The organism is Clostridium tertium, from assembly GCF_017873245.1.
Lineage (GTDB): Bacteria > Bacillota > Clostridia > Clostridiales > Clostridiaceae > Clostridium > Clostridium tertium.
This window is the reverse complement of the sequence record NZ_JAGGJY010000018.1, coordinates 13,950-27,496: the sequence shown is the minus strand read 5'-3', so window position 1 is coordinate 27,496 and position 13,547 is coordinate 13,950. Positions and strand designations below refer to the sequence as shown.

At 25.7% G+C, this 13,547-nt stretch carries 22 protein-coding genes; 3 read left to right on the top strand and 19 right to left on the bottom strand.

Annotation, left to right across the window (positions count from 1 at the left end; genetic code table 11):
- The first annotated feature begins 86 nt into the window (after positions 1-86).
- Both J2Z25_RS16250 and J2Z25_RS16245 read left to right on the top strand, forming a co-directional pair.
- The gene (locus tag J2Z25_RS16250; RefSeq protein WP_209741315.1) at positions 87-848 is read left to right on the top strand and encodes a MurR/RpiR family transcriptional regulator; all 762 of its coding nucleotides are present in this window, start codon (positions 87-89) and stop codon (positions 846-848) included.
- A 533-nt stretch (positions 849-1,381) separates the two neighbouring features.
- Complete coding sequence (locus J2Z25_RS16245; RefSeq protein ID WP_209741314.1) at positions 1,382-1,582, top strand: PF20097 family protein; 201 nt, start codon at positions 1,382-1,384, stop codon at positions 1,580-1,582.
- 129 nt (positions 1,583-1,711) lie between these two features.
- Here J2Z25_RS16245 and J2Z25_RS16240 read toward each other — a convergent pair whose 3' ends face one another.
- The 5 genes from J2Z25_RS16240 to J2Z25_RS18860 all read right to left on the bottom strand — a co-directional run bounded on the left by J2Z25_RS16240 (position 1,712) and on the right by J2Z25_RS18860 (position 4,059).
- Positions 1,712-2,185, bottom strand: a complete 474-nt coding sequence (locus J2Z25_RS16240) for a hypothetical protein (protein WP_097033330.1) — start codon at positions 2,183-2,185, stop codon at positions 1,712-1,714.
- Between the two features lie 59 nt (positions 2,186-2,244).
- Complete coding sequence (locus tag J2Z25_RS16235) at positions 2,245-2,718, bottom strand: DUF4829 domain-containing protein (protein ID WP_209741313.1); 474 nt, start codon at positions 2,716-2,718, stop codon at positions 2,245-2,247.
- A gap of 203 nt (positions 2,719-2,921) precedes the next feature.
- Complete coding sequence (locus J2Z25_RS16230) at positions 2,922-3,119, bottom strand: hypothetical protein (protein WP_209741312.1); 198 nt, start codon at positions 3,117-3,119, stop codon at positions 2,922-2,924.
- 281 nt (positions 3,120-3,400) lie between these two features.
- Entirely contained in the window at positions 3,401-3,928 is a 528-nt protein-coding gene (locus J2Z25_RS16225) for a biotin transporter BioY (RefSeq protein ID WP_209741311.1), read from the bottom strand.
- The gene (locus J2Z25_RS18860) at positions 3,925-4,059 is read right to left on the bottom strand and encodes a hypothetical protein (protein ID WP_268875688.1); all 135 of its coding nucleotides are present in this window, start codon (positions 4,057-4,059) and stop codon (positions 3,925-3,927) included. Before J2Z25_RS18860 ends, J2Z25_RS16225 begins: the two co-directional genes overlap by 4 nt.
- Before the next feature lie 119 nt (positions 4,060-4,178).
- Between J2Z25_RS18860 and J2Z25_RS16220 the strand changes: the two genes are divergently transcribed.
- The gene (locus tag J2Z25_RS16220; RefSeq protein WP_209741310.1) at positions 4,179-5,159 is read left to right on the top strand and encodes a biotin--[acetyl-CoA-carboxylase] ligase; all 981 of its coding nucleotides are present in this window, start codon (positions 4,179-4,181) and stop codon (positions 5,157-5,159) included.
- A 63-nt stretch (positions 5,160-5,222) separates the two neighbouring features.
- On the opposite strand, the gene J2Z25_RS16215 is transcribed toward J2Z25_RS16220, so the two are convergent.
- The 14 genes from J2Z25_RS16215 to J2Z25_RS16160 form a co-directional block, all read right to left on the bottom strand.
- The gene (locus tag J2Z25_RS16215; RefSeq protein ID WP_342451355.1) at positions 5,223-5,387 is read right to left on the bottom strand and encodes a GNAT family N-acetyltransferase; all 165 of its coding nucleotides are present in this window, start codon (positions 5,385-5,387) and stop codon (positions 5,223-5,225) included.
- 12 nt (positions 5,388-5,399) lie between these two features.
- Positions 5,400-5,558 (bottom strand): hypothetical protein, encoded by a 159-nt coding sequence (locus tag J2Z25_RS18685; RefSeq protein WP_245173444.1) that lies wholly within the window; start codon positions 5,556-5,558, stop codon positions 5,400-5,402.
- Positions 5,559-5,691: 133 nt separating this feature from the next.
- Positions 5,692-6,180, bottom strand: coding sequence for a GNAT family N-acetyltransferase (locus J2Z25_RS16210; RefSeq protein WP_209741309.1), 489 nt, complete (start codon positions 6,178-6,180; stop codon positions 5,692-5,694).
- A 112-nt stretch (positions 6,181-6,292) separates the two neighbouring features.
- On the bottom strand, positions 6,293-6,466 hold the full coding sequence (locus J2Z25_RS16205) for a hypothetical protein (protein ID WP_209741308.1): 174 nt from the start codon (positions 6,464-6,466) through the stop codon (positions 6,293-6,295).
- A gap of 49 nt (positions 6,467-6,515) precedes the next feature.
- The gene (locus J2Z25_RS16200; RefSeq protein WP_209741307.1) at positions 6,516-7,055 is read right to left on the bottom strand and encodes a GNAT family N-acetyltransferase; all 540 of its coding nucleotides are present in this window, start codon (positions 7,053-7,055) and stop codon (positions 6,516-6,518) included.
- Between the two features lie 320 nt (positions 7,056-7,375).
- Positions 7,376-7,627, bottom strand: coding sequence for a hypothetical protein (locus tag J2Z25_RS16195; RefSeq protein ID WP_008678969.1), 252 nt, complete (start codon positions 7,625-7,627; stop codon positions 7,376-7,378).
- Positions 7,628-8,020: 393 nt separating this feature from the next.
- Complete coding sequence (locus J2Z25_RS16190) at positions 8,021-8,491, bottom strand: hypothetical protein (RefSeq protein WP_209741306.1); 471 nt, start codon at positions 8,489-8,491, stop codon at positions 8,021-8,023.
- A 168-nt stretch (positions 8,492-8,659) separates the two neighbouring features.
- Entirely contained in the window at positions 8,660-8,896 is a 237-nt protein-coding gene (locus tag J2Z25_RS16185) for a hypothetical protein (protein ID WP_209741305.1), read from the bottom strand.
- A 310-nt stretch (positions 8,897-9,206) separates the two neighbouring features.
- A complete protein-coding gene (locus J2Z25_RS18855) occupies positions 9,207-9,332 on the bottom strand; it encodes a hypothetical protein (protein WP_280916737.1) in 126 nt (41 codons plus the stop codon).
- Positions 9,333-9,432: 100 nt separating this feature from the next.
- Positions 9,433-9,921 (bottom strand): P-loop NTPase family protein, encoded by a 489-nt coding sequence (locus J2Z25_RS16180; protein WP_209741304.1) that lies wholly within the window; start codon positions 9,919-9,921, stop codon positions 9,433-9,435.
- Between the two features lie 29 nt (positions 9,922-9,950).
- Positions 9,951-10,382 carry a VOC family protein gene (locus tag J2Z25_RS16175; RefSeq protein ID WP_209741303.1) on the bottom strand — a complete coding sequence of 144 codons (432 nt, stop codon included), beginning with the start codon at positions 10,380-10,382 and terminating at the stop codon, positions 9,951-9,953.
- Positions 10,383-10,465: 83 nt separating this feature from the next.
- Positions 10,466-11,392, bottom strand: a complete 927-nt coding sequence (locus J2Z25_RS16170) for a serine hydrolase domain-containing protein (protein WP_209741302.1) — start codon at positions 11,390-11,392, stop codon at positions 10,466-10,468.
- A 509-nt stretch (positions 11,393-11,901) separates the two neighbouring features.
- Positions 11,902-12,534 (bottom strand): EcsC family protein, encoded by a 633-nt coding sequence (locus J2Z25_RS16165; RefSeq protein WP_142690146.1) that lies wholly within the window; start codon positions 12,532-12,534, stop codon positions 11,902-11,904.
- A 376-nt stretch (positions 12,535-12,910) separates the two neighbouring features.
- Positions 12,911-13,513 (bottom strand): hypothetical protein, encoded by a 603-nt coding sequence (locus tag J2Z25_RS16160; protein WP_209741301.1) that lies wholly within the window; start codon positions 13,511-13,513, stop codon positions 12,911-12,913.
- Positions 13,514-13,547: the final 34 nt, after the last annotated feature.

Below are 13,547 nucleotides of genomic sequence, written 5' to 3'. Positions count from 1 at the left end.
ATACTTTTTCCCAAAATTTTTGAGAAATTTACCAAACCAATTTTATATGGTATAATATAACTATTAAATATAAGGAGGATACACTAATGAATCCAATAGATAATATACTTTTACATAATGATGAATTTACTCAATCTGAAATTAAAATTAAAAATATAATTCTTACAAATCCTGATATAATAGCTTGTTTTCCATTGGTAACAGCTGCATATAAAATGAATGTATCTAAATCTGCATTATTGAGATTTTGTCAAAAGTGCGGATATAAAGGCTTTTCAGAATTTAAATATGAATTATCACGATATCTTCACTCTGGGAATTTGTCCGATGAAAAAATAATCAATGATTCATCTCAAGAAATTATTAATCTTTTTATAGAAAAGCTTACATTATTAAAAGAAAGCAACTTAGATAATCAACTTGAAGCTTTATCAGAAGATATATTAAAATCAAACAAAATTAAAATTTATGGGGTTCACGAAACAGGACTTGCTGCTAGACATCTTCAATATAGATTAACAACAATTGGGATAGATTCAGAAAGCATTACAGATAGTAGCTTAATTGCAGAAAAAGCATTATTTTCATCACAAAATGATTTAAATATATATTTTTCACTATCTGCTTTAACTTCTATAATTGTTGAATCAATAAAAAATTCTATTAGTAATAATAGCAATATTGCATTAATTACTCAAAACAATAAAACAAAGTTTTCTAAGCAAATACCAAATATAATAGTTTTACCATCATTTTCATTAGCTAAGGATAGTTTTTTTATTGATAGCCAAGCTCTAAATTTTGTATTTATCGAATTATTAATCAATAAATTATCTAAACTTCTATAGCTTTTAAATATTTACTCAAATCTTAATTCATTCTGATCTAACTAAATATACATAAAAAAGCTACAGAATAGTATTACTTAAATAATTAATTTAAAGTAAAACTATATCTGTAGCCTTAATATTTTCATTTTATTTAACGTCATCTACTTTTATCTTCCATATTATCTACTGATTTAGATTCTACTCTACCAAAAATTGTTTCTACAATTTTATATCCATCACTTGTCAAATTTTTATACGGATAAAAATTATACTTAATTGGAATTGCTGTTATTAGAAATTGTATAAGACTATAAAATGAAAGACTTCTTAATATTATTTTATATGCATAATTTAGGCTATAAGAAAATTTATATAAAACTATGCTTGATAATAAACAAACTATAAAAGAAATAAATGGTCCAGCTGCTGTAATTACTATATTTCTAAGTTTAGTACATTCATCTATTTGATTATTATTTTAAATAGTCATTATCTATATTCTATATGATATAATTAATGTATTGAATTGATACTTTATTGAGGTGGTATAAATGAATTGTCCATATTGTAGTAAAGAAATGAAAAAGGGTATTATTACTTCTCCGAAAAACAGCTTTGATTTTATTTCAGATGAAGCTAGAAACCAATCTTATTTTTTCCCTGAAAGAATTAATTTAAAACGTGTATTGGATAGTGATTTAGTAGCTTATTACTGTGATGCCTGCCACAAAATTGTAATTGATGTTAAGTAAATTTAATATATAAGAATAGCCAATGAAAATCTCATTGGCTATTAAATAATCTTTTTATGTTATTTCTGAATTACAGACTAAAAAATCCCATATTTAATCAATCAACTTTACCTTATCAAAGCTTTAAAATTATTCGCCAGATAGAACCTTCTCTAGACTTGCATTTATAGCCTCAGAATCTTCAGGATGTGCCAAAAATAATTCATTTGACTTTAAAATAGCTGCAGAGTTCGTAGTTTGTACTGATTGTTTTACTTTAGGATCATCAATAGAATCAATGTAATCCTTTTGTTTCTGCCAAGCTTCTTTTATTAAGTCATAGTATTCTTTTTCAGTTGCTTCTGGTTGTGTATCTGGTTTCGTGTCTTGTTGTATATTTTTTTGTACATCCTCATCCTCTTTTTTGCTTTCCACTGCATTTTCAACAGAGAGAGATGTAGTTTTTTCACTTTCTTTTACCGAGCTTTGAGTGCTGGTAACAAATTGGTTTGTACTTAATTCAGAATAATTATTTTCTCCTACTGAATTATTTTTCTGTCCACATGCGACAAGTGACAGAGATAATAACAATAATCCTAATTTCAAAAATAGCTTTTTATTCATTTTATATCTCCTCGCAAAATAGGTACTCTATTACACATTTCATTACTATTGTAAATAAACTACACACCCATGTCGTCTATAAGCCATGGTGAGGTTTCATCTTTTCTTATAAGAAAATACCAATAATCATATATTCCACTATCTCGAAGACCTACTCCATCTTTTTTGTAGTTTACTTCAAACTTAACTTTATAAATCTTAAGGTTATTTTGGGTTGCTCCATTTATTTTACCTCTTCCGTTAATTAAATAACCTTCCTTAAGTTTTTCATTATTCTCCTCTTCAATTCTTATTATCTTTGTACTATCCAAATTTTCAAATCCCCAAAATACATTTGGATCATTAAAACGCTCTGTTAAAGTAGTTAATAAATTTTCATTATTTTTCTCATTTTTATATTTAAAATGATTTTCTAATACAGTTTTAGCAGAATCATTTTCAATATCAATTGTACTATTACTTTCTTTTGAAAAACCAGCTATAGTAATGAAAGTTATAATAACTATTATAATAATTTTAAGTTTTTCTTTCATTATAGCCCTCCACTCAAATCTTATCCATTTCATACTCATTTACAACTATAGATTTATTATAACATATTTTGTAAATACCATACTATTCAATTTTCAAAGAACAAATTTTCTTAATTGTTCCGAAATAAATTAAAATTACGTACTATTTCTGAATTGCGTACTAAAAAATACCGCATATTCTTTTGAATAATACGGTACTTCTATTATCCCTGTGCTGCTAGCTGTATTCCTGCTATTATAACAAGGAGTGATATTGATGAAATAACTATATTTAATGTTGGACATTCTTTATTAATTACATTCTTGAACGCATTTACTAATGAATAAATAAAAGTGAATGGCCATATAAACCATGTCCAATAAAATACTAGTCCTATTGTATTAAGTACTGTTATAAACATTATAATTTCCCCTCTCAATATTACTTGACTTAATTATATCATATATTTCCATACCGTATTATTCAATTTTCAAAGACTATTAGTTCGTAATAATATCAAACTTCGAATTTAATACATATAATTTATTTTTATAGTGCTATAAATATAAGTAGGAATAATAAATAGAATATATGGAATATGTCTACCTAAGAATAATAATATTTTGCAAGTATTTAGCCCAAGATTTTATATAACAAAAGTAAATGAGATAACTTTGTAATTATCTCATTCACTTTATTAATTTATATCAAATTTAAGACTTTTTTTAATTTTACTGCTAGATATGAACTTAAAATACACTTAAATATATCTCCAACTACAAATGGAAATACTGCTAATGATAATGCAGATATAATACTTATTTTTTGTATTATGCTCATATATATTGCTCCAAAACAATATAGCACAATCATTCCAATAAATACTGTTACAAATAAATATCTTTTAAAGCTATTGTTCTTACCTTTTAAGCAGCTCATCAATGGTGCTATAACTAAAAATCCTAATATAAATCCACCTGTTGGTCCAAATAATCTTCCAAATCCACTTGTTCCTCCTGAAAAAACAGGTAATCCAAAGACTCCTAAAAAAATATATAATAAAACAACTAGAAATGATTGCTTAGGTGTAAGTATTAATGCTACTAAATTAATTGCAATTGTTTGTGCAGTAATCATTGTAGGTGTAAATGGTAATGGAAAAGAAATATATGATGATATACAAATTATTGCTATGCAAATTGACATTTTTGTTAATTCTTTTATTTTCATTTTAATCCCCCAATCTTTATTGCTTCCATAAAATCACATTCGAAACATAATATATTGTTTAAATCTTTATTTCTTTCATAGTTTATTTTAGTTAATGATTTTGCAAAATCTTTTATAAGATAATCTAACATATTCTATATAATACTTTTTATTTTCATAATAGTCAACCTATTTTATATTTAAGGGTGACAATAATTATGTTATAATATACTTATAAAATAACAATACTGAAAATAAAATAGGTGAAAACATGAGTGTAAAAGATAAAACTTTAAGTGTACTTGAAAATAATAAAGGAAATTATATATCTGGTGCTGATCTTGCTAAAGAGCTTTCAGTTAGTAGAAATGCCATTTGGAAAGCAATTAAATCATTGCAAAATGAAGGTTATAATATTTATGCTGTAACTAACAAAGGCTATTGTCTTTCGACTGATACAGATATTTTATCATCACAAAGTATTTCTAAATACTTGAATAAAAAAGATGATAATTTCAATATTAAATTTTATAAAACAATTAATTCAACTAATAGTGCAATAAAGGAACTTGCAATTAATGGAGAAAAAGAAGGCACAGTAATTATTTCAGAGGAACAAACTGAAGGCCGAGGAAGATTTGGTAGAAAGTTTCATTCTCCTAAAGGTACAGGAATTTATATGAGCATTCTTTTACGACCTCAAATGCATGCTTCAAAGGCATTTCTTATTACTGCTGCTACTGCCGTTGCTGTTGCTGAAGCTATAGAATCCGTTTCTGATAAGAAAGCTAAAATAAAATGGGTTAATGATATATATTGTGACAATAAAAAAGTATGTGGGATATTAACAGAAGCATCTTTTGATTTTGAAAGCGGTATAATTGATTATGCTGTTTTAGGTATTGGTATTAATGTAAGAATACCTAAAGAAGGGTTTGCAGAAGAAATTAAAGATGTAGCAACCGGTATTTTTGAATATGAATCTTCTACTTCTACTGATATTAGAAGTAAACTTATAGCTGAAATTTTAAGACGATTTTGGGACTACTATAAACATATTGAAGATAAATCTTTCTTAGAATCTTATAAAAGTAGATCTATATTAATTAATAAAGAAGTAAATATACTTTCTAGCAAATCTTCCGAAAAAGCTACAGTTCTTGAAATTGATAATGACTGCAGACTTAAAGTTCAAATGGAAGATGGATCTATTAGATTATTGTCCTCTGGTGAAGTAAGTATTAGAATGTAAAAGCCTAGAATATCTAGGCTTTTTATAATTCCTCAATTACACATCTAATTTTTTTGATAAGATTTATAATGCTAGTTTCATTAAATTATTTGTTTGTTCATCATCACCCAATTTGAAAACATGTGTATCAAATTTTATAAATCCTTGCTTTTCATAAAATTTTATAGCACTTATGTTATTTTCCCATACCCCTAACCCAATATAATTTAGTCCATTATTTCTTCCAATTTCTATGGATTTTTACATTAACATTTTTCCTATATTTTTCCTTTTATATCCTTGTAGAACATAAATTCTTTGAACTTCCAATGTATTATCATGACCTTTTTCTGTTTGTGCCTTCTCAATAATTAATTCTAAAAAGCTAATTTTAGTTAAATTTTCTATTACTAAAGCCAATATTATAAAATATCTTCTTAACTAATCTTTTATATTACTTTGCTATCGTTTGTTATTGCTCTATTATAAGGACTTATAAAAAATAAATTTCACTTTTACTATAAAAATAATTAAAACCTAATCACTATATTTATCACTCATTTAAAATCATTACATCAAATTCTATCATACTAGTATGAGAAATTCTCTTAAAAGAATAGATTCTTCTAAATCCTACTATTTGATATACTTTTATTGCACGTTTATTAAAATTTGCTACAGTTAAACGAAATTTTTTAGCGTGAAATTCCTTTCTAGCAAAATCCAATCCTTTTTTTAAAAATTCTTCTCCAAGTCCTTGTCCACAAAAATCTGGATTTATTCCTAATCCTATATCCATAATATTTTTATTATCGTAAACATCATATTTATGTCCAATTGGAACTTGAGCAGATCTACCAAAGCAATAGAATCCAACTATATTACCTTTACTATCTAAAGCTGAATAATAATCTCCATTAAGAAGTTCTTTTATACATCCATTACTCCCATCTAAGCTATAAATAGAATAAGGCTCCTTATAAATCCACTTAGAAATCATTTTTGCTTCATTATTAGTAACTTGCTTTATTATTATATTCATATATAATCCCCACTTAAGAATTTTATTTAATGTTTTCTTTGCTCGTCAAACAAGTCCTATAGCTCCATTATTTTTCTCACAATTCAATCAAAACTGTAGTTACTTTAAATAATTATTTAGTAACTACTGGAGTACCTTGATGAAAAACCATCTTCCAGTACCCATTACTACAAAACTCGAAAAAGTCTTCTGATAGTAATTTCTTTATTTTCTGCTTATCTTTTCTAATTTCAGATTTTAACAATTCATTTTCTAATTTAAATATAATTTCTTTCATATTATTCATAATATAATCGCTCAAATTTATATATCTATAAAAATTATACTTAATAACTTTAAGAAAAATACTCTGATTTTAAAATACTATAATAAAGTATGTTAATCTCTTTATTATCTAATAATTTCAATCTTTCTTTTCTGGTAAACCTATATTTAAACCCACACTTTTCATTTACCCTTTTGGAATTATTATTAAAATCATAGTGACTACACCAAATTATATCTAAATTTAATTTATTAAAGCCATAATCAACCAAGCAATTCACAGCTTCAGGAACATAGCTGTTTCCCCAATATTTAGGATTCAAAACATATCCTATTTCCCTTTGAGCTAAATTAGCTAAATTTATATCAGGTTTTCTCCTATGAAGCCCAATACCACCAATAACTTTGTTTTCAGATTTTAAAACTATAGCATAAGTATCACTATTACGTATGAAGATTTTTATTTTTTCCTTACTTTCATTTTCATCTTTATGCGATGGCCATCCAGCACTTGGCCCTACTAAATTACTTTTAGCATATTCATATAAATCCGCACTATCACTTTCCTGCCATTGTCTTAATATCAATCTATTGGTTATCAATTCTTCCATTCAATATTCCCCTTTTACAAATCAATTAATACAATTATAAACTAATTATCCATATAATTACACATAATTCCTAGTATCTATATATTAAATTTTCAATAAAATATTTGAATAATTATCTAGAATTAACTTTAAATTACTCTTCTTATATTCAATAGATTTTTTATATAATATTCAAATTTTTATTTCAAATAAAAAACACCGTATATTCACGTTGAATAATACGGCATTTAATAAAATAATTTTCTAATTTACTTCTTAGTTCATATAATCAATTGTATAAATCTGTATATTTTAAATTATATAATTAGTATTTTTACCCTCTAACCTTGTAATCCATTTTCTTGACGTTCCATATTTTCAATAACAACATCATATATATCTCCTAAAGAATCACAATATTCTAGTAGTTTCCATGGAGTATTTGTATGAAAATGAACCTTTATCAAGTCTTCATCACCAACTGCTAGTAAGCAATCACCTTCGATATTTTTAGTTATATACTCATTAATTGCATCTTCTGAAAGATCATGACCTTCAATTAATAATTGGGTATCAAATTTATATTCAAGCATTATTTATTCTCCTTTTAAACTTCAATTTCAATTTATATATTAGAAGGTAAAAATTTTACCTTATCCTATTATGGATAGATTATAACATATTTTTCAAAATATATACACTTTAAAGAGTATCTTTAAAATACTATATTTATTAATTAATCTATAAATATAATTTCAGTTAATAAAATAGTTACATTAAATAATTTAAAATCATGCTACTTATTTTTTATTTAATCTTTTTTCATATTGGATTAGATTTACTTCGATTATTATTACACATAATATAAATTTCAATATACTATGCTTCATATGGAAATGAATTATATATAATCGGAAAATAGACAATTTCATTATTTAATTAGAGATATAATCTTAAATATAATACTAAACTAAAATTTATTAATTTTAGTTAATCTCCTTTAAGTGCTGAAAATGTATCCCTATATGACCAATCCCAAGAATTGCTATAGATATAATCATCCAAATTACCTTACCGTATATTCCTAGTAACAAAAATGCTATAACAGGAAGAGTTGCTCCTGGAACTGAAATGTAACAGAAACTACGATAAAAACTTTTTAAAGTATGTTCTCCTGTAAAATATCTAACCCAGTATATCTCGTATAAAATCATTAAAATGAATGATGCAATCAACCAGATATTCCACAGAGAAAAAGTAGTAATATTAAAATCTGAAAAAATTAAGGCACAACAAGTTACAGCTACTTGTCCAACACGTTCAAATAACAGCAATAATTTATTTTCATTGCTATAATCATAATTTTCCGGCTGATACTTTGTCCATATAATATTAGGGATAAATAACATCAACAAATAAATTAATCCTATATATGAAAATCCTAAATGTCCTAACATAGAATTTCCTCCAAAATTCAACTTATATATTCAATTTAATCATAACATATTTTGGAAATGCTATCATATATTATTATGCTAGTATCTAAAATTATTTATGAGTACGTCTAAATGCATTAATCATATTTGCTATTTTTATCAAGTAATATTTGCAGCATTTAAATTATTTTAAATTTGTTTCTTGTTATCAATTGCGTCTTTAACTTCATTTAATTTTTTAATAATTATGCATGTACATACTACAATAACTCCACATAATGTCATTAATCCTGTATATGTAAACATATGATAAGATATAGTAACAGGATTTCCTATAAAGATAAATTGTCCTAATATTTGCATTATAAACATGTTAAATATATAGAATAATACAACAGCTCCTATTCCTTTTAAAATAGTATTCATTAAAATTCCCCCTTAATTATAAAATAATCAATCTATCTTTACATCTATTGTCTTTATACATTACTCTTCATTTTAAAAATTATTTTTTATGTTATCGATATTATAAAACTATGTATTTATATCCAATTAGGAATTGTAAAGCAAATTATCACCAATACAATTACACTGCTTATTCTATTTACAATAAGATAAGAATCACTTGTTTTTACATCTTTATATGACCAACTATTTTATTTCTCTCATTTAGCTTTGCAGTAAACATTAAATTTAAAGGATTTTCTTTTGACATTATATCTATATCATTTTTAAGTTATTTTTCTAATAGCTCAAATGAATAAGATGGACCTACCCATTGAAGTAAGAATTCTTTATTATGAATCCAAGAAATTAGTTGAGAAATTTCCTCATATTTAAATCTTTCAAGTTTTATTTTCATGTTTCTCCTCTTCATTTATATAATCTACTCATTTATACATTCATTATTATTCAAATATTGTTATAGTGATCACTTGACGCATTATTTATAATCACTATAGCTATAACTTTTCATTCAACTCTTTAATATTTTTTATCCTAATCAATTTGTCTTCATAGCATAATAATATATTTTCATACTTTTCTCTCTTCTGATCAAAATCATTTGTCCACTTAAACATATTTTTTAACATTTTAAGGGTGGGATTGTAGTTGCATTTTTCTATTCCAAACCTTTGCTTTAAAAAACGTGTAATTATTCTTATTCTTCTTATATGTAATGGAGTATCTAAGAAAATAATCTTATCTGCCATATCAAATAAACATTTTTGACTTTCTCTATAAGTTCCTTCAATTATCCAATGACCTTTTTTGTCAATTTCTAAAATTCTATTTAATTGCTCATAATCTGAACGTTTATATCTCTCTTCACCTTCTCCTCCCCATGCTATACTATCTCCTTCATAACATGGAATATTGTATTTTAATGATAGTCCCCTTGAAAGTGTTGTTTTTCCACTTGCAACTATACCAAAAATTAATATTTTCATATCTTCTCCAATCACACTTATTTTAAATTCTATAAAATAAGTAATCCATTTTCATCGTACTTAAAATCAGGTCCCCATGCAACTTCCCAATAATAGCCATCAAGATCAGCAAAATACGCATGATATCCACCCCAGAATACATCTTGAGGTTCTTTAGCTATAGTCGCTCCAGCACTCCTAGCTAGCTCAATAACTTTATCAACCTCTTCTTTAAATTCTACATTGTACGCTAATGTAACACCTGCAAATCCACTATTTATTTTAGGAGGATTTTCTTCATTTATATCCTCAACTAATAAATCTAAAGGATAAAGCTCAAATTTTGTTCCTGCTGTATCAAAGAACACTACTTTAGGATTGTTTTCTTTTTCATCAGTTTTAAATCCAAGTCTATCTCTATAGAACTTTATCGCTCTTTCCATACTTCTTACCCCTAAACAAATACATGTAATTTTATTCATCCTCAATCTCCTTTATATAATTTTACTTTATTACAAGCTTATTAAAACTAAACTTATATAACAACTTTTAAATCTTAAAATAATTATAATTTATCTATTAAAGTATTCCATGTAAGTTCTAGAATCCCTGTCATATTCTTGGTCTCATTTGAAACATAAGTTATAACTGCATTCTTATCTGGCAAAATCACTACATAATTACCATATAACCCATCCATACGATATGAACCATTATATGAATTCATCCACATTTGATAGCCATATCCTTGATGATGATCTGCAGTAGCAAACTTTTCATCAAAATCTTCTGTTTTAATTTGAACAGATGTAGCCTCTTCTATATAACTTGAAGGAATAAGTTGCTTTCCATTCCAACCCCCTTTATCAATTATTAATTGCCCAAATCTGGATAACTCATCAGCTGTTAAATACAACCCAGAAAATCCTTGTGGAATTCCCTTTGGGCATGTATCCCATTTAGGTCTTGGTATTTCTAAATATTTAAATACCTTTTCATTTAAGTATTCATCTAAGTTACTTCCTGTTGTAAGACTTATAATCTTTGAAAGCATGTAAGTTGCTGAATTATCATATGTAAAATGAGTACCAGGTTTAAAAACACTAAGTTCATCAAAAAATAGTTGAGAGATATCCCATTCCTTACCACTACTCCAATCAGCCTTCATTACAGGACACTCTGCATGACCACTTCCCATACAAAGCAAATCATGAATAGTAATTTCTTTTAAATATTCATTCATAGCCATATCTTTTATATCAGGGAAAAAATCTATAACATAATCAGTAAGTTTAAAATATCCTTCACTAATTGCAATCCCTACTGCCATTGATGTAAATGTTTTACTTATAGAATATAAAAGCGTCGGTTTTTCTTGTTCAAAATCATATTTTGCAATTATATTGCCATTTTGCCTAACCACAACATTTAGTACATGAAGATTTTGATCTTTTACTGATAATATTAAATCTTTTAATATTTCATTATCCATTTAAGGTTTCTCCATCCATAATATATTTTTTATTGGTTATATATCAATCTAACATAAGTCTTGCGCTTCATTAGCAAGGTATTAATTATCTCTATTCTTTTACTTATATTACTTTAATTATGAAAATAGTCTTTTTCATTCATACCATCTTGAAGTTATACTACAAAAATATCTCACTTGTTCTAGATCATGTATGTGAATTTTTTATTTTTAAATTCTGTGAAAATAATAATAGTTCTTATACTAAAAACTATATCTCCTTTTATAAATTCTTATAACACATATTTCCAAGATTATTCCATTTATATTACAAACAACATTTTATTAATTATTTAGAAATATAGTTTATTTATGTATTTTTTCTAAATTACGGATTAAAAAATACCGTAATTTATTTAAATAATACGACATTTTTATTTTTATATTTACTTTTATTTTCGTAATAATTTAAAACTATTCGTTAAATTGCAATTTGTACTATTAATATAAAGTTAAAAATTGTTTTTCAATTATCCTTTATAATATGATATCGCAAACTTACCTACAGCTTGCGTTGCAACCCAATCAAAGGTAAACCCTACAGGAGCGCCTACTAATGGAACCATTTTCATAAAGCTTGTTAAAGATTTTTCCCCAGCTTTAGTGATAATATTCTGTCCAATCACTTTCCATATTTTAACCATAACATCTCTAGTAATATATTTTTGAACTGCTTTTTTTGTAACACTTTTTGACATTTCAATGCCGATCCTTTTTAGTGCCTCTTTAGCAGAATCTCCAGCTAAAATCAGATATAAATCTGTTTTTAGATCAGTTGTATCTTTTGTATGTCCATAGACATACGCAATAGCAAAAGCCATTGAAGCCTGAATTCTCCATGAACAAATTAAATCAGACGGAATGGATACAGGCAACGTAATTAATCCACCTACACCTGTAATCGCTCCAATAAGTCCATTTTTTATAGATTTTCGATGTAATATTTTTTTAGCTAATTCATCACAGCTAATATTATTATTTTGTTCACGTAATTTATCTACATATGCTTCTATAGCAATATAATCTGTAGATAATAAATAATCCATAACAGTTTCAAATCCTTTTTGCAATTCTTCTTTTGACGGTAATTTAATTAACTCCATATAATACTTCTCCATAAATTCTAATTTATCTATCTCATAGCATATTTCAATTATAATTTTATTATAACATATTTTGTAAATACCTCGCTATTCAATTTTCATAGATAAAATTTTCTTAACTAGTTTGCAATTGTATCATATAACCCTATAAAAGTTGCATAATATTTTATTTTTACAAATATCTTTTGAATTTTATTTATACTCCTGATGACAATGATAACTACATATCCCCATACTTCTTGTCCATAATTTTTAATATTTACTTAAAATTAGTTGTATAGATCTATCTTTCACTATATTCTTTAAATCTTTTATATTGTAATATAATTCATAAAAAAAAGAGCCTCTCTTGAAACTCTTTTTCAATATATAATTTTTAATTAATTAGTCTCCATGAATAACAGGCCTTTGAAATTGTCAAGTTCAGTGAATTTATATATGATAATCTAGACTGCAAAAATTTATTTCTATAATCTTTAGCTTGCTCAAAAAAATTGATGTACTTTTCTTTAAGTGAATCTTCGCCAATTTTAGTTAAATATAAATTTCTAAAGTTTTCATAATAATGTAGAACATCTAATTTAATTTCCTCAGATAATATAAACTTATGTCTTTTCTCAAATTTCTTAGAAACTTCCCACTTATCCTCATAACAAGTATAAAACTGTAGTATGACTATATTTAAAATATCGATTTTCTTTATAAAATATCCAGAATACACATTACCTGTATCCGGTGGATTCGTCGTGCTATTTAATGAAAAGGAATAAATACCTCCAACACTTTCTTCCGTTAATTCAATAATCCGTTTACTTGCTTTCTCGGCCCATTCCGCATACTCCTTCCCTATCCTTACAAGAACTTTATTATAATCAGAATTATACTCAGAAAGAGCTTTTATACAAATAATATTTAGATTACTTATATAAAAACATGCAAAAATACCTTCAAGTTCATCAAATCGTTTTAAATTATCCATTAAATGAGTAGATTCACTCTGTAAATCACTTAAC

Coding starts and splice junctions, on each gene's coding strand:
- J2Z25_RS16170 (WP_209741302.1), bottom strand. CDS start 11,392: ATGGATAATGAAATATTAAAAGATTTAATATTATCAGTAAAAGATCAA.
- J2Z25_RS16165 (WP_142690146.1), bottom strand. CDS start 12,534: ATGGAGTTAATTAAATTACCGTCAAAAGAAGAATTGCAAAAAGGATTT.
- J2Z25_RS16175 (WP_209741303.1), bottom strand. CDS start 10,382: ATGAATAAAATTACATGTATTTGTTTAGGGGTAAGAAGTATGGAAAGA.
- J2Z25_RS16245 (WP_209741314.1), top strand. CDS start 1,382: ATGAATTGTCCATATTGTAGTAAAGAAATGAAAAAGGGTATTATTACT.
- J2Z25_RS16160 (WP_209741301.1), bottom strand. CDS start 13,513: ATGGATAATTTAAAACGATTTGATGAACTTGAAGGTATTTTTGCATGT.
- J2Z25_RS16180 (WP_209741304.1), bottom strand. CDS start 9,921: ATGAAAATATTAATTTTTGGTATAGTTGCAAGTGGAAAAACAACACTT.
- J2Z25_RS16240 (WP_097033330.1), bottom strand. CDS start 2,185: ATGAATAAAAAGCTATTTTTGAAATTAGGATTATTGTTATTATCTCTG.
- J2Z25_RS16190 (WP_209741306.1), bottom strand. CDS start 8,491: ATGTTAGGACATTTAGGATTTTCATATATAGGATTAATTTATTTGTTG.
- J2Z25_RS16225 (WP_209741311.1), bottom strand. CDS start 3,928: ATGAAAATAAAAGAATTAACAAAAATGTCAATTTGCATAGCAATAATT.
- J2Z25_RS18855 (WP_280916737.1), bottom strand. CDS start 9,332: ATGAAAATAAAACTTGAAAGATTTAAATATGAGGAAATTTCTCAACTA.
- J2Z25_RS16205 (WP_209741308.1), bottom strand. CDS start 6,466: ATGAATAATATGAAAGAAATTATATTTAAATTAGAAAATGAATTGTTA.
- J2Z25_RS16185 (WP_209741305.1), bottom strand. CDS start 8,896: ATGAATACTATTTTAAAAGGAATAGGAGCTGTTGTATTATTCTATATA.
- J2Z25_RS16195 (WP_008678969.1), bottom strand. CDS start 7,627: ATGCTTGAATATAAATTTGATACCCAATTATTAATTGAAGGTCATGAT.
- J2Z25_RS16210 (WP_209741309.1), bottom strand. CDS start 6,180: ATGAATATAATAATAAAGCAAGTTACTAATAATGAAGCAAAAATGATT.
- J2Z25_RS16235 (WP_209741313.1), bottom strand. CDS start 2,718: ATGAAAGAAAAACTTAAAATTATTATAATAGTTATTATAACTTTCATT.
- J2Z25_RS18860 (WP_268875688.1), bottom strand. CDS start 4,059: ATGTTAGATTATCTTATAAAAGATTTTGCAAAATCATTAACTAAAATA.
- J2Z25_RS16200 (WP_209741307.1), bottom strand. CDS start 7,055: ATGGAAGAATTGATAACCAATAGATTGATATTAAGACAATGGCAGGAA.
- J2Z25_RS16220 (WP_209741310.1), top strand. CDS start 4,179: ATGAGTGTAAAAGATAAAACTTTAAGTGTACTTGAAAATAATAAAGGA.
- J2Z25_RS16250 (WP_209741315.1), top strand. CDS start 87: ATGAATCCAATAGATAATATACTTTTACATAATGATGAATTTACTCAA.
- J2Z25_RS16230 (WP_209741312.1), bottom strand. CDS start 3,119: ATGTTTATAACAGTACTTAATACAATAGGACTAGTATTTTATTGGACA.